Annotated in this window: 19 protein-coding genes; 9 read left to right on the plus strand and 10 right to left on the minus strand. The window is 58.4% G+C overall.

Features of this window, described 5'->3' with window-relative positions; translation table 11 throughout:
- Both QP971_RS07575 and QP971_RS07580 read left to right on the plus strand, forming a co-directional pair.
- A partial coding sequence (locus QP971_RS07575; protein ID WP_431831081.1) for an IS3 family transposase occupies nucleotides 1–535 on the plus strand: 535 nt, incomplete at its 5' end.
- Nucleotides 536–636: 101 nt separating this feature from the next.
- Nucleotides 637–1050 carry a hypothetical protein gene (locus QP971_RS07580; RefSeq protein WP_284837129.1) on the plus strand — a complete coding sequence of 138 codons (414 nt, stop codon included), beginning with the start codon at nucleotides 637–639 and terminating at the stop codon, nucleotides 1048–1050.
- A gap of 363 nt (nucleotides 1051–1413) precedes the next feature.
- On the opposite strand, the gene QP971_RS07585 is transcribed toward QP971_RS07580, so the two are convergent.
- The 7 genes from QP971_RS07585 to QP971_RS07615 all read right to left on the minus strand — a co-directional run bounded on the left by QP971_RS07585 (nucleotide 1414) and on the right by QP971_RS07615 (nucleotide 5507).
- Entirely contained in the window at nucleotides 1414–1776 is a 363-nt protein-coding gene (locus QP971_RS07585) for a DoxX family protein (protein WP_239206186.1), read from the minus strand.
- Nucleotides 1773–2357: a TetR/AcrR family transcriptional regulator gene (locus QP971_RS07590; RefSeq protein ID WP_239206188.1), complete on the minus strand. Its 585-nt coding sequence runs from the start codon at nucleotides 2355–2357 to the stop codon at nucleotides 1773–1775. Before QP971_RS07590 ends, QP971_RS07585 begins: the two co-directional genes overlap by 4 nt.
- Before the next feature lie 20 nt (nucleotides 2358–2377).
- Complete coding sequence (locus QP971_RS07595) at nucleotides 2378–2956, minus strand: LURP-one-related/scramblase family protein (protein WP_284811304.1); 579 nt, start codon at nucleotides 2954–2956, stop codon at nucleotides 2378–2380.
- A gap of 28 nt (nucleotides 2957–2984) precedes the next feature.
- Nucleotides 2985–3188 carry a hypothetical protein gene (locus QP971_RS07600; protein ID WP_284811302.1) on the minus strand — a complete coding sequence of 68 codons (204 nt, stop codon included), beginning with the start codon at nucleotides 3186–3188 and terminating at the stop codon, nucleotides 2985–2987.
- A 26-nt stretch (nucleotides 3189–3214) separates the two neighbouring features.
- On the minus strand, nucleotides 3215–4180 hold the full coding sequence (locus tag QP971_RS07605; RefSeq protein WP_284811300.1) for an HNH endonuclease: 966 nt from the start codon (nucleotides 4178–4180) through the stop codon (nucleotides 3215–3217).
- 95 nt (nucleotides 4181–4275) lie between these two features.
- The gene (locus QP971_RS07610) at nucleotides 4276–5076 is read right to left on the minus strand and encodes a PrsW family intramembrane metalloprotease (RefSeq protein ID WP_284811298.1); all 801 of its coding nucleotides are present in this window, start codon (nucleotides 5074–5076) and stop codon (nucleotides 4276–4278) included.
- The gene (locus QP971_RS07615) at nucleotides 5073–5507 is read right to left on the minus strand and encodes a hypothetical protein (RefSeq protein ID WP_284811296.1); all 435 of its coding nucleotides are present in this window, start codon (nucleotides 5505–5507) and stop codon (nucleotides 5073–5075) included. Before QP971_RS07615 ends, QP971_RS07610 begins: the two co-directional genes overlap by 4 nt.
- 118 nt (nucleotides 5508–5625) lie before the next feature.
- On the opposite strand from QP971_RS07615, the gene QP971_RS07620 reads away from it, so the two are divergent.
- From QP971_RS07620 to QP971_RS07630, 3 genes are read left to right on the plus strand one after another with little or no spacing between them, the layout of a single operon-like run.
- Nucleotides 5626–5991, plus strand: a complete 366-nt coding sequence (locus QP971_RS07620; protein WP_269954019.1) for a heme transporter — start codon at nucleotides 5626–5628, stop codon at nucleotides 5989–5991.
- On the plus strand, nucleotides 5991–6830 hold the full coding sequence (locus QP971_RS07625; RefSeq protein ID WP_284811293.1) for a hypothetical protein: 840 nt from the start codon (nucleotides 5991–5993) through the stop codon (nucleotides 6828–6830). Before QP971_RS07620 ends, QP971_RS07625 begins: the two co-directional genes overlap by 1 nt.
- Nucleotides 6808–7113, plus strand: a complete 306-nt coding sequence (locus tag QP971_RS07630) for a CHY zinc finger protein (RefSeq protein ID WP_239273658.1) — start codon at nucleotides 6808–6810, stop codon at nucleotides 7111–7113. Before QP971_RS07625 ends, QP971_RS07630 begins: the two co-directional genes overlap by 23 nt.
- A 22-nt stretch (nucleotides 7114–7135) precedes the next feature.
- On the opposite strand, the gene QP971_RS07635 is transcribed toward QP971_RS07630, so the two are convergent.
- Both QP971_RS07635 and QP971_RS07640 read right to left on the minus strand, forming a co-directional pair.
- Nucleotides 7136–7696, minus strand: coding sequence for a hypothetical protein (locus QP971_RS07635; RefSeq protein WP_431831080.1), 561 nt, complete (start codon nucleotides 7694–7696; stop codon nucleotides 7136–7138).
- Nucleotides 7697–7718: 22 nt separating this feature from the next.
- Nucleotides 7719–9029, minus strand: coding sequence for a M20/M25/M40 family metallo-hydrolase (locus QP971_RS07640; RefSeq protein ID WP_284811289.1), 1311 nt, complete (start codon nucleotides 9027–9029; stop codon nucleotides 7719–7721).
- A 78-nt stretch (nucleotides 9030–9107) separates the two neighbouring features.
- Here QP971_RS07640 and bioB point away from each other — a divergent pair, with 78 nt between their 5' ends.
- The 3 genes from bioB to QP971_RS07655 are packed head-to-tail and all read left to right on the plus strand — an operon-like array spanning nucleotide 9108 to nucleotide 11294.
- Entirely contained in the window at nucleotides 9108–10088 is a 981-nt protein-coding gene (bioB, locus tag QP971_RS07645) for a biotin synthase BioB (RefSeq protein ID WP_239273662.1), read from the plus strand.
- Nucleotides 10088–10360: a biotin synthase auxiliary protein BsaP gene (gene bsaP / locus QP971_RS07650; protein ID WP_239273663.1), complete on the plus strand. Its 273-nt coding sequence runs from the start codon at nucleotides 10088–10090 to the stop codon at nucleotides 10358–10360. The genes bioB and bsaP overlap by 1 nt, the downstream gene beginning before the upstream one ends.
- A 10-nt stretch (nucleotides 10361–10370) precedes the next feature.
- Nucleotides 10371–11294, plus strand: a complete 924-nt coding sequence (locus tag QP971_RS07655) for a Sir2 family NAD-dependent protein deacetylase (RefSeq protein WP_284811286.1) — start codon at nucleotides 10371–10373, stop codon at nucleotides 11292–11294.
- Here the strand turns inward: QP971_RS07655 and QP971_RS07660 are convergent, their stop codons facing one another.
- Nucleotides 11295–12284, minus strand: a complete 990-nt coding sequence (locus tag QP971_RS07660) for a lipase family alpha/beta hydrolase (protein ID WP_284811284.1) — start codon at nucleotides 12282–12284, stop codon at nucleotides 11295–11297.
- 547 nt (nucleotides 12285–12831) lie between these two features.
- On the opposite strand from QP971_RS07660, the gene QP971_RS07665 reads away from it, so the two are divergent.
- Nucleotides 12832–13473 (plus strand): DUF305 domain-containing protein, encoded by a 642-nt coding sequence (locus QP971_RS07665; RefSeq protein ID WP_284811282.1) that lies wholly within the window; start codon nucleotides 12832–12834, stop codon nucleotides 13471–13473.
- Nucleotides 13474–13588 lie beyond the last annotated feature (115 nt).

Below are 13588 nucleotides of genomic sequence, written 5' to 3' on the forward strand. Positions count from 1 at the left end.
GCATCCTGGTCAAATTTTCTTGGCATATTCCAGATTTTCCCATCTACTCAAACGGAACAAAACCTGGGACACTTCATACTTGTGTGCGGTCCGCGACGGCCATTCCCGCAGGGTGCTGGGCTGGGCGATGGATAGCGTTCAAGATACATGCCTGGTCGAACGGGCCCTGCGGATGGCATATACACTGCGCGGTGACGTTCCTGATGGGCTGGTGTTCCACGCTGACCGCGGAACGCAATTTACCAGCGAGAAGCTCTGGGAAGTCTGCCATAACCTGGGCATTGCTCAGTCTGTGGGGCGTACTGGTGTGTGCTTTGATAACGCGATGGCTGAGTCGTTCTGGTCGACGCTTAAAACCGAGTTCTACGACCGTAAGCGTTGGCCTACCCGCGATGCTGCGCGCAAGGCCGTTGCCTACTGGATGGAAGTCGTTTACAACCGTCGGCGCCGGCACTCTGCACTAGGAATGGTCAGTCCCGTCGACTTCGAAAACCACATTGGTCTAACCACCAGTAGAAAAGAAATAGCTGCCTAAACACTAGGTAGCCCCACTACGTGTCCACGAATTGCGGTCAACCCCATATGCAAGGCTTAATAGGTAGAATTTCAGATAGCAGCAACCAGGCTAAAATTTTTGTGCTCTTTGCGCGTACGGAAGCTACGTCTGACGAAGAATTTGTCGGAATAGCTTTAACCAGAGAGCAGGAGCGTGCCATGGGCGAGCATGTTGATTCTCCAGGTATAACCTGTTGGACTGAAGAAGTTCCCCTTGACGGCTGGGACGGAAAACTAGACAAGTCTCGTTTCCCGAGACTTGTCTATCTCGTTTTTAGGGAGGGGTATGCGCAACATTCCTCCGTGCGTTTCCAAGAAATGAGCCCAGATATATTGGCTGCATTTACCACGCGTGAAGCAGCTCAAACTGAGGTCGTTTCTCGGCAGAAAAAGGAGCCTTCATTCTTACCGAGTGAGTATCATATATGGGAAGTCGAGTTCGGATTTTTGACCGAAAACTTCCGTGGCCAAGGTCCAGAAATCCCCATGTACTGAGCAATCCGTTGTGTATCCCTTAGATTATGCCGCAAAGAATACGCAAATATCTCTACCACGGTGAAAAAGCGGAATGGGCTTTATCATGGACGGTTTTCGTACGAGTGTGTTTGACGGTGCGTAGAGCTTAGTCCAAGAATGCAGTGATGCACGGTTGATTCTAAACAATGCTGACACTGAGCTCAGCGAGTTCTCCTTATTGTTCTTGTAGAGTGCTACGGCATCGCGTTTGAACTGTTCGGAGTACCTAGACATGGTGGTAGATTACCTTTGTACCCAACCTAACCGGACTGGGCATCAGGTGTCCACCTAATAGGGGTTAGATCTGAAAGTGCCTACGGGAATGTAGAACTCCTTTCTGCATTATGCGGCGAGCGTTACAATTAGCGCCGCGATGGAAAGGATAAGCATGCCCAAACAGTTAGCCCAGAATTCGGTGCCGGTGAATTTGGCTTTCAGGTGAGCGAAGGCTGCAGCAAAGAAATATGTGACGATGCCTGCTAGTGCCGCAACTCTGACTCCGGGGTAGGCAAGTCCGACTATCAGCCCGGAAATCGCGACGCATTTGATATAGATGAGAGCCCACCACCATTGGCGTGGGAATTTTACGCCGGTGAGGCATTTTTCAATGAACTTAACGGGACGAATTGACAGTATGACGTCGCCTGAAAGAATGACGGCAAGGAGAATGGAAGGCCAGATAGGGGCTGTTTCGTCGAAAATCATAGTTGGACTCCAAATACGCTTTCTAGGCGATTGATGATTGTGCGTGCTTGGTCTTTTAGTTCTTGCGACGAATAAAGTCCGGCGGCCCAGCCGATTAGCAAACCTAGATAGGCGTGATACAAGACTCCTGCAAGATCGCGAGACTCATCCTCGGTCAATCTTGATGCCGCGAGACGTCGAAGGATTTCTTCCGTGAGAAGATGTTCCAAGCGTCTGAGCTCTTGCCCTTGATCGCCAAGTTCAATGAGAGCAGATGCGTAAGCGCGGGATAGTTCGCTGTGTCCTGCAAACATCTCCAAAAATGGATTGATGACCGAAATGAGATCTCCAGGTGGTTGAGTCCTGAGTCCGTCATGAATCTTTGCAATTTTGTGGCTGATGCTTTGAACCAGCAGTGCGCGCTTTTCGCCGACAGACATGACTGTGCCAACGCTGACACCAGCCTTTTTCGCAATTTCTCTAATGCTGGTATCGGCATATCCCGTAGTTTCGAAAAGTTCGCCTGCAGCGGTTAATACCTTTAGGCGCGTTGTGTTCTTCGAGCGCGCACGTGAGTTTTTATGAACAGGTTCAGTGAACATGTTCATATCGTAGCAGACATCTACTCTCTGTTCTTTTGCTTAGTGCGCAGCATATCCATGCTCATCACGGCGCCGATGATGGCGGCGTGATGTTGCTCATTGAGGCCCGGCGTGATGCGCAGGCGATACGTGTTTTTGCCCATGAAGAAATTACCCATGCCAGTCCATTCGTTAGAGACGTCAGCAAGCAGGCGATCTTCTGAAGTGATGGAAAGGTTCCAATCCCAGAAGTCGCCGTGAATTTCGACGTCGGCAAAGCCCTCCATGGTCAAGTCCAACTTTGTCTTGAGCATGGAGAAACGCTTGGTAATGACGGCCATGGGCTTTTCGATTCCCGGCAAGTGCACCTCATAGGTATCCCGCAGAAAATTCGGCGGGTCCGAAATCGTCATGACCGTCTGTAGCGGGTTGCCTTCAGCATCCGTGAGTGCGACCTCCAAGCTGCGAGAGGATTTAAACACCATGTCTTTGAGGCTGGTGGACTGAAGGATGGTGCCCACCGGGGTGCCGTTGATATCGGTGATCATGAACTGATCGTTGAGGAAGGACTTGGTTTGGGTAATTACGAGCTCATCTAGCGTGAATAAATTTTGCGTCATGCCAGCCACTGTAGGGAAGCTGGCGGTTTTATTCCTCCTCCCTAGGGGTGGTTTTCTGCTGGCGCATGAGCTCTTGGGCCTCTTCATATGCCCGGGCGCGGTGGGCAGTCATGGTTTGGGCGAAGGTCTGGACCCAGTTTTTGTTTTTGTGTGCCAGCGGGCCGGAGGGTTCGGTGGTGGTCCAGGTGCCGTCCTCAAAAAGCCAGATGATGTCGCGCGTATGTGGGTCCATGACATAAAAGGCCCGGCCATCGGTCTTTATGTTGTGGTGGTGCTGGCATAAGCAGGTGAGGTTTGCCGGGGCGGTCGGCCCGCCGTCCGCGTGGTTGATGCGGTGGTCCTTCTGGCAGGCAGATGCTGGGCGGTTGCAGCCGGGTAGCGGCAGGTGCCGTCGACGCCTTCCAGGTATGCGGCCATGGCGGCGGGAGTGACGTAGCCCTTGACCTCGTGGTTAGGATCCATCTCCCGGATTTTGGTGTAGGGCAGCGCATTGGAGCGCGCCGGGTCGAGCCAGCCTACGGATTCGATAAACGCCGGGGAATTGGGCACGTCGGTGGCCTTGTAGGCGTTGAGGATGATCTCGGGGGCTTGGGTGCGGCCGGTGAGGAGCGCAACGGCGGCGTCGGCAAGCGAGCAACCTAGCTCCAGCGCGGTCTGCCGGACGCACTTATCGACGCTCGCGATAACCGCCGGGTCCGCACTCAAAGTCACCGCCGAGGTGTTATCGCCCCAATTTTCCATGGTGTAGCGCGGCTGTGTAGGGCCCTGGGTGACGGCTAGCGTGTCATCGGCGAGGTTGATAAGCTCGTTGAGCTTGCGCTTGATCTGCGCCTGTGTGCGCATGGCCTGGTTGGGCCGGGTAGGGGTGAGGTAGGCGGTGAGCTGCTCATCGATGCGCGCCACTACCTCTGGCGTCGGATTGCCCAAGCGGTTGAGGGACTTATTGATGGCAATAATCCGGTCGAGGTCCAAGTGGTAGAGGCGGTGCTGCAGCGCTTGGAGCTCGGGCAGCTCCTCCAGGCGGTGCAGTGCCATGAGGATATGGCCGATCCTCCCTTCATTAACGCCGGTGGTGCGGTAGAGGGATTGGGTAACTAATTCGAAATCAGAATCGAGCTCCGGGACTTGGTTCACCCAGAACTCGTATTCCGCCTTTCGCATCTCAAAGGCTAAGCGTGTTGTGGGGTCGGTGGTGTTGGTCGTGGAAAAGTAGGGTTCTTCCATGGCGCATCGTACCTAAATCATCGTGTGAACTTGTGTACGATTCACACCTTATAACACCCCTCGGACACGAGCCTTTTTCTCCACATTGAACCAGCTCAGGAGCTATATTCCGGATCTTTAGCGGGTAGGGAATTTTCGCTGCTTTGTGCCGCGAATTTCTTGTTCTGCTTGCGCATGAATCGCAGGCCCCAGATAATAAGCGCCCACGTGATGAGGGCGATAACGAGGATGGTCGCCGGCCATTCACCCACAATCATGGTCGCGCCATTGAACAAGGTATGCAGGGCGATAGCGGCCAGCCAAAATCCGGCCACCTGCCAGTACCCATGGCGCGCGCCCGCATAGAGCTTGCCGACGCCCCACGCCGCAACCCCCGTATACAGCGCATGGCTAAAGGCGCCAGTGAAGATTCGTCCGATACCGGTAATGATGACGCCCCAGAGGTCGCCGTCCAAGTTATCGATGGCCGCGTGGAGGATGAACGGCACATTTTCCATGGCATCAAAACCAAGGCCTACGGCCATGCCGATCGCGGCGGCTTGGTAGGGATGCCGCACGTTCTTAAAGGCTGCAACGATAATGACAACGCCGAGGAGCTTGATGGTTTCTTCTGGAAGCGGTGAGTAAAAAGCCGCGTCCAGGTAGGTAAGCCCCAGCTTGTTTGAAATCCCCACCATTTGGTCGTTGAGGCTCACCACCACCGGCTGGGCGAGCGCACCCCATAGGATGCCCTGCCACATCGGCCGCGGCTTAAACCACCAGAATCCCAGTCCAAGCGTCAGGCCAGCGCAGATGAGCGCACCGATGAGCCCAACCTCGGTAAACCGGCGATCGGCCAAGAAGAAGCCGGCGACTACAAGGCCGAAAGCGATAGATAGCCAGTACAGATTCTTCATGCCTTTTCTACCTCCTGGGCAAGTTCTGCAGCGCGCGGTCCGCGCAAGGAGAGGAACGTGGTGGGGCCATCGCCCTCGATACTGATGGCTACGAGGTCGCCATCGCTAAGCGTGCGCTTATCCCCGTCGCGGTCGATGTCTCCTTCCGGTATGGCCGTACCTTCCCCCATTGCCCGGAGGTACCGGCGGGTGGCTTGGTCTTTGTCCTGTACGCCGACTTCTTTAGCGCGGATCTGGGTGCCGTCACAGTCCCAGCGTGGTTCACTGCTGGTAGAGCCATCTTCTTCCGTGCAGGATAATCCGGGGACGCGGGCCTGGCCGGCCTGCACCTCAGAGGTGGGGTTGTCATACATGTCTGGCAGGAGCGCATTGGTGCCGTAGATGGCGCCGAATACTACGCCCGCCGCGAGGATGAGTGGTGTGCTTTTCATGCTCTTAACGCTAGGTACGCACTGCTCAGCGCGGTATCCTCCGCGGGGAGGATTAGGCCGGTCGCAGGGAGGATTTCTTCCCCATAAGTTTCCTTAAGCCCTGTGATAGGTTGGGTGCGTGTTTGAGGAGCTAGAAGAAGAAGCGGAAACGAAAGACGAGCCCAGCCGCGTCTGGTGGCAGTGGTGGGCGCCCATAGCCATGGCCGCGGTCTTCGTTGGCCTGCCGCCGGCTGTCTACCACCTTGTCCCCGGCCTCGCCTTGCTCATCCTCATGGCCGTGCTGACCGTGGTCATTGCTCTTGCCGACGGCGCCACTTTCCGCGCCTCCTGGACCATTTTCTGCGTGGCGGGGCTGGCGTATTTTGCAGCCATGTCCCTCTACTTCAACGAGGGCACCTGGATATACCTCCCAGTATTTGTTTTCCTGGCATGGGCCGCGAGCAAGCTGGGGGCCGCGGTGGGCTCCAAGGCAGGGAAGAGCTAATGGAGACGTGGCGCCTAGAGCACCCCGAGGTGGGCACCATTGAGGTGCAGCGCGGATACGATGCCGAGTTCGTGGAGATGGGCCAGTGGCCTAAGAAAGCGAAGGACTTCACCCCGGTTCCAGGCGATGCCACCCTGCTGGAACGCCTCCGGCTCTGGCGGAAGAACCCGAGCCCACGTCTGCAGATTGTGGTGAACGGTCAGGTACGCAGCCGCCACGATCGGCCGCGTGCGGGTCGCTATTCGCTTAAAAAGAAGATCGAAAAAGACCTCACCCTGCTCGAGAACTCCGCCCCGCGCAGCAAACCTTATCTAGATATCCAAGCTTCTCCCTTTGGCGAGCTCCTCGACGTGTACTACCGCAATGGCGAGGAGGCAGTCGCCCTCGAGCCCCCGGCCGGCTCACTGGGGGAGAAGCGCCGCAAGGCCATGGAGGAAAGCTCCTTCAAGCGGGTGCTGTATCCGCTTTTGGGTGGCCTGGGAAAGTCCGGCTGGGCCATTGGGGTGATCGTGCTTGGCCCGATCATCAGCCGCATCTTGTCTCGGTTGTTGCCGGATTGGGAGCTGCCGGATATCGATCTGCCGGATATCGCGCTCCCGGTGCCGGAGTTGCCGCAGATAGAGCTGCCGGTGCCGAATATCGATTTCAACATCGACATCGATCCGCCCGATTGGCTCGTATTCTTAATGGATTACAGCAAGGTGTGGGTACCACTCATCATCGCCATCGTGGTGGGCATTCAGGCAGTGCGCAATGCCAAGAAGTCTGAAGAAAAGAAGCAGCAGTGGCAGCAGGGCGGCGCGTATGCTGACGGCCATGAAGATTCACGGCGCGATTGATGCGGAAGGCCGGTGCAAGCATTGGCATTCGCCGCTGGACGTGGTGGCCAATAAGTGCGCCACCTGCGGGAAATATTTTGCTTGCGCGCTGTGCCACGCCGAGCTTACTGAGCATGAGTTTGGGCCCATGCTTGCCGACGCCCCCTCAGTCCTCTGCGGCGCCTGCCGCACCGAGATGAACTACCACGCTTATTCCGCCGCGCCTGCATGTCCCCACTGCGGGCATAAATTTAATCCCGGCTGCAGCGCGCATGCCGGGATCTATTTTCAGCTAGACCGCTAAGCGGTCCGAGCAAGTCAGCGTCTTAGAAAGAAGACAGCTGCTGTAGCTGCTGGATTTGCGGAATCTGCGGCAGCTGGAACTGGGATACAGCGTTTTGGGCAATCTTGGCCGCGTCCGGGATGCGGAAGGTCTGGCCCAAGAATGGGACGTCGACAGTCGGTTGGCCAGGGATGATGCCCAGCTCGATGACCTTGGTATTCTTGGCTGGCGCCGGGGACGGGGCCGGAGCCGGCTTTGGTGCGGGGGCATTGCCGCGCTGGCCGCCAGTGTTGACCGGCTTGCCCTGACCAGTGGTGCCGTTCAGGCCGCACCGAGCAATGGCCTCATCCATGCGGCCGATGGCGTCGCGGACCTCGTTGCCGCGTGGGTGCACGGTGGCAACGGCGAGAGCTTGGGACTTCTTCTGGTTATAGTCGGCGGAGTTGGTCCAGTACTGCTTGGCCTGGGAGCAGGAAATCTGGCCGGCAGGCATCTTGGCAAGGAGGGTATCGACGGCGTCGGCATGGGCAGCGGCAGGGGCGGCGAGGGTTACGGTCAGGGCGGTAGCTGCAGATAGCAGCGCGGACTTACGTGCAAAGCTCATGCCAGACATCTTGCCACACTTGTTACGCCTGTGACAGGCCTAGGAAGCGATTGACCAAGCTCTGGTAAGCGCGCACGGTGAGCTCGAGGTCTTCCAAGTAGAGGTGCTCGTCGTGGCTGTGCAGCTGGGAATTGGCGCTGGCCATATCGCGGCTCTCGGCGTGCATGGCAAAGCCATAGGCATTGCCGCCCTTGCGGCGGGCGAAGCGCAGATCTGAGCCGCCGGTGGCGTGGACTGGGACGACGGCCTTGTCAGGGAAGAATTCCTTGGAGGTGGCCTCAATCGCCCGCCATAGCTCGGTATCGGTGGAGGATTGCGTGGCATCTTCGGTGATGAGGTGTTCGATTTCTACCTCATCGGCCATGTCCCCGAGCGCGCTGCGCAGGAAGTCATCCAGATCCTCCTGGGTCTGGCCGGGGAAGGGGCGCACATCCATTTCCAGATAGGCATGTGAAGGCAGCACGTTAATGGCGCCGCCGGCGCGCAGGACGGTCTCGGCGATGGTGGTGTGGCTAAAGGCATGCGCGTAGGCGTCGAGGTTGCCGAACTTGGAGTAATCACCGGTGCCGTCGATAAGCTCCTGCTCCGTCTGGGGATCAAACTTGAAGGTGCGCACAAAGCCCTCCCAGATTTCATTGGAGGCTGTGGGCGGTTCGGCGGTGGCGATGCGGCGGGCCACCTCGCCGATCTTCACGATGGCAAAGTCCTTGCCATAAGGGGTGGAACCGTGGCCGGCATCGCCATGCACGTGCAGGCGGCGCTGGCCGGCGCCCTTTTCTCCCACGTTAAAGCCCACCGCGCCGGGCAGGTGGCTGCCGCCGGTTTCAGATAAGCAGTTCTTCCAGGAAAAGGCGTCGGGGTGGTTCTCGGACATAAAGCGCACGCCGAGCCCGCCGCGGGCCTCTTCATCGGCCATGCCGACGAAGGCGAGGGTACCGCCCGTGTTACCCGCGCGGGCGACCTCGCGCGTGACGGCGGCCATGGTGGCGGTAATGAAGAGCATGTCTACGGAACCGCGGCCGTAGAGCTTGCCGTCCTCGATGAGGGCCTCGAAAGGCGGCTTGGTCCACTTCGGCTCGTCCACGGGGACGACGTCCGTGTGGCCCATGAGGGTCAGCGGTTCCTTGTCCGGATCGCCGGGGACGGTCACCACGATGGAAACACGGCCCGGGTGGGACTCGAAGCGCTCAATCTGCACGTCTTCGCCCGCAAAGAATTTTTCCAGGCTATCCGCATTGCGCACCTCGTGGCCGGAGTCTGGCGTGAGGTCATTAACGCAGGCATTGCGGATCAGCTCTTGGAGGAGGGAGAGGGTGTCATCATAAAGCGTCATGCCCCCGAGGGTAGTTCCGTACAGATTTATATGTGGTTTTAACCAAAGTTGAACGCCGTTCAAGTAGGGTTTACCACCATGAGCATCGTTGACATCGCCCGTGAGAAAGCCCTAGAGCAAGGCAAAGGCCTTAACCAGGAAGAGCTACTGCAGGTATTGCAGGTTCCGGATTCCCAGCTGGAGGAGATCGCCGATATTGCCCACCAGACCCGCCTGAAGTGGTGTGGCCCGGACGTATCGGTGGAAGGCATTATCTCCATTAAGACCGGTGGCTGCCCAGAGGATTGCCACTTCTGTTCCCAGTCCGGCCTTTTTGAGTCCCCGGTGCGCGCCGTGCGTCTGAACATTCCGGAACTGGTGGAGGCGGCACAGAAGACCGCTAAGTCCGGCGCCACCGAGTTCTGCATCGTGGCCGCAGTGAAGTCCCCGGACGATCGCCTGCTGGACCAGGTGGGCGAGGCGATTGCCGCAATTAATGACGCCGTCGATATCGAGATTTCTTGCTCGCTGGGCACCCTGACCCGCGAGCAGGCGAAGCGCCTGAAGGATATGGGCGCGCAGCGCTATAACCACAACCTGGAGACCTCCCGCTCCTTCTTCCCTAATGTGGTCACCACCCACACCTGGGAGGAGCGCAAGCAGACCCTCGACTACGTGCGCGAGGTAGGCATGGAGGTCTGCTGCGGCGGCATCATCGGCATGGGCGAGTCCCTGGAGCAGCGCGCCGAGTTCGCCGCGCAGCTGGCAGAGATTGATCCGTGCGAGGTACCGATGAACTTCCTTGATCCGCGCCCGGGCACCCCCTTCGCGGATCGCCCGCTGGTTCCCTTGGGTGAAGGCCTGCGCGCCGTGGCGGCATTCCGCCTGGCCATGCCGTCTACCACCTTGCGCTTTGCTGGTGGCCGCGAGCTTTCGCTTGGCGACGACGGCACTGAGCGCGGCCTCCTCGGCGGCATCAACGCCATTATCGCCGGCAACTACCTGACCACCCTGGGCCAGCAGATTGAAAAGGATGTGGATATGTTGAACCGCATCGACCTGCCGATTAAGGCCCTGTAGTGCCTGGTTTATTCGGGCCAACATCCGAATTGGCTGCCGCCGTCCTTTCCGGGGACGAGCCGATTTTTCATCCGAATACCGGCAAGCCGATCGACGAGGTCTTCGCGCTGCACCCCGCGGCTGCAGCCGGCCTCGACGTGCCGCGCTACTGCCAGATCTGTGGCCGCCGCATGGTGGCCCAGGTGCGCCCCGATGGCTGGCATACTAAGTGCTCGCGTCACGGCGAGCTGGATTCGGAGTGGCTTTATGTAGAGCATTTGCCCGAAAGCTAGCATCGGGGGCATGGATCCCGCCGTCTCCCTTGCCCACCAGTCCGCGCTGCGTTCGATCGCCCGAGTGGTCGAGGAATCGGCGCCGCATACGGAGGAAGGGAAGGCTTTAGGGGACGTCGTAAAGCAGCTGCGCGAGGGCCCAGTGATGGTGTTAACCGGGGCAGGGGTGTCTACGGAGTCGGGCGTGCCGGATTATCGGGGCCCGCGCGGCTCGCTTAGTAGGCACCGGCCGATGACCTATCAGGAATTTCGCCACGACCCGGCCGCGAGCCATAGGTATTGGGCGCGCAGCTTTGTGGGGTGGCGGGTCATGGATTCTGCGGTGCCGAATCGTACGCACTATGCGCTGGTGGAACTGGAGCGCGCCGGGCTGGTCAATGGTGTGGTCACGCAAAACGTAGATGGCCTGCATAAACAGGCAGGAACCATGAACCTGGTCGCGCTGCATGGCGATATGGAAACTGTCGTGTGCTTAATGTGCGGGCAGCGGGAGGCGCGGCCGCACTTCGATGCGCGTCTAGCTGCAGCCAACCCGGGGTACCTGGAACGCCTCGTGGTGGAGGCGGATCAGGTGAACCCGGACGGTGACGTGACGCTCGCTGAAGCAGACGTGGCAGCCTTCCGCATGGCAGGGTGCGAGCGCTGTGGTTCTGAATTGTTGAAGCCGGACGTGGTCTACTTTGGCGAGCCCGTGCCGGCGGAGCGCCGTGATGCCGCTTTTGCCGTGTTAGGACAGGCGCGCTCGCTGCTGGTTGCTGGGTCTTCGCTGGCGGTTATGAGCGGGTACCGCTTTGTGTTGGAGGCAAAGAAGCAGGGCAAGCGCGTGGCCGTTATCAATGGCGGGCCCGGCCGGGGTGATCAGAAAGTGGATACGCTGTGGCGCACGCAGGTGGGTCCGGCCTTTGACGCAGTACTCGATGAGCTGGGGCTATAACTAGCGCGGGATGCTCTCCACCAGTTCCAAAATGGTGCGCACGATCGCGCGGACGCGCTTATCCATCGGCATATCCTCATGCATGACCATCGCGAGGCGGTCGAAGTCTTGGACATAAATATTGCGGACGGTGCCCTCTGCGACGCCGCGGGGGTCGAGGAAACAGGTTTCGGGTGGGACCACGACGGCATCAGACCGGGTGGCAATGCAGGTATAGCTCACGCCGGATTCCAAATCGCCATCGCGATTGGCCTCGCGTAGGGCTTCGCTGCCGACAATTTGGTCCATTCCCGCCGGTCCGAACCAACCATCGATGACGGAGCGCATTACCGCCTCTTGGCGCGGGGTGCGAATGAGGCGGCTGACGATGCCGCCGTAGGTAGTTCCGTGGTTTGGCGCGCTGATGCACATCAGATGGAGGACGTGCTCGGCGCCGCCAATCATGCGCATCCAATAGCGGGCAAGCAGCCCGCCCTGCGAGTGGCCGATGAGGATGACCTTGTCCGCGCCGGTGGCCATGCGCACGGTGTGGATATAAGCATCGAGTTGCTGGGCGGATTCTGCGAGGGGTTGGGTGGCGCGACGGCCGTAGTCGGGGGCGAAGACCGCCCAGCCGTCTTGGCGCAGTTCATTGCCGAGGATTTGCCATACGCCCTTGGTATCGCAGGTGCCGTGGATGAGGATGACCGGCCAGGGCCGCTGCGTGGTGGGACGCGCGCCCCAGTCATCTTCAAAGACACCGCGCGGCTTAATGCGGGCACCAAGGGGAAGGGTAGCGGCGGCATCGGCGTCGAGGGCGGTATCGCCGGGGCTGGTCTTGCTCTTCTGCGCTTTGATGAGGTCCGCGATTTCGGTCGCGACCTCTTCGCGCAGTGCCGTGGCTTCGGCAGGGGAGGCGACGCCGCGACGCGGGGAATCGGTCAATTCCTTCTCGTCGGCACGCCAGAATTTGCGGAGTTGCTCGGAAATAGTGGATTTCAACTCAGCCATGGTTCCGGATTGTACTCGTTATTGCAGGTTAACTGTGTTTTTGCCAAGGGTGAAGAAATTTATGGGCAAACCCTTGACCATCCTACGAAAGGTTTATAAACTTAGGCTTGCCTAATCACGGGCGGTGCTTGCAGGAGGGTGCGCTCCACTCCCTCCTTGGGTACCGAGAGATTAGTCATGGGGAGAAGGCCCGCCGATGTGCTGTCGGCGGGCCTTCGTTTATGCAAGAAATCTTGCACGAATTTGGACCAAGCGAAAAACTCGTTATTTGGCAATGAGTGTGGGGCAATCCTGATCTGGCCTACACCGTGGTAGTTGCCCCTCCATGTCCAGCTGCTGCACCGTTTGTATCTGCGCCCCCTGACAAAGCGGGCCAGATCGATAAGTAAACGCAAGTCAACAGACTGCTGACCGCCCCCCAACCTGCGCTGAGGTGGAATAAACCGTGAGTGCAACGAACATGTGGTCCACACCCTAAGGTACCCTAGGGGGGTATCCTTAATTTGGCCGCTGCGTCAGATTCTTTAGTCCTAGGAAGGCTCCATTCATGACAAGCACATCATTACGACACCGCATCTCCGGCTTGATTGCCATTGCACTCTTGGGGGTTAGTGTCGTCTCATGCTCCGGACAGGACTCAGACACCACAGATGCCCCGCAAACCGACAAGGATGGTGTCGCGGTGACAGCCGGGGCTAATCAGCCCGCGGAAGTTAACGGAGTGGATTTACATTTTCTTGCGATGATGACGCCACATCACCAACAAGCCGTGGACATGAGCAAGATCATCCTGGCTGCCCAGGGCACCAGCGCAGCCACAGCGGACTTAGCTGACCGGATTAAAGTCGGGCAAGAGGAAGAGATCGACACCATGGTCGATTGGGCTGAACAATGGGACCAACATGACTTGATGGAGCAGCATTCCCAGCACATTGCCAATGGCATGATCACTCCAGAACAGCTGGACCAGCTAAAAACACTTGAAGGCGAGGAAGCAGATACCCTGTTCCTTCAGCTGATGCATTCCCATCACGCAGGTGCTGTTGCCATGACCCAGGACCAAATCGACAACGGTGGCTATCAGCCTCTCGTGGATCTAGCCCAACAAATGATCGACGTCCAAACCGCTGAGATGCGCGAAATGGAACAGCTTTTGGAGGCCAAGGGCGAAAGCCTTCTGAATGAGTAAGCACCATTCGATAGTCACACCACCAGAGGGCATAGCTCAAACTGACAGTTGAAGATTTTCCGGGCAAGCACATCGTTGAAGCCTTGAGGAAAAGAAGGATGAAAAGCGCAGACCG

The sequence above is a fragment of the Corynebacterium marquesiae genome, from assembly GCF_030229635.1.
GTDB lineage: Bacteria > Actinomycetota > Actinomycetes > Mycobacteriales > Mycobacteriaceae > Corynebacterium > Corynebacterium marquesiae.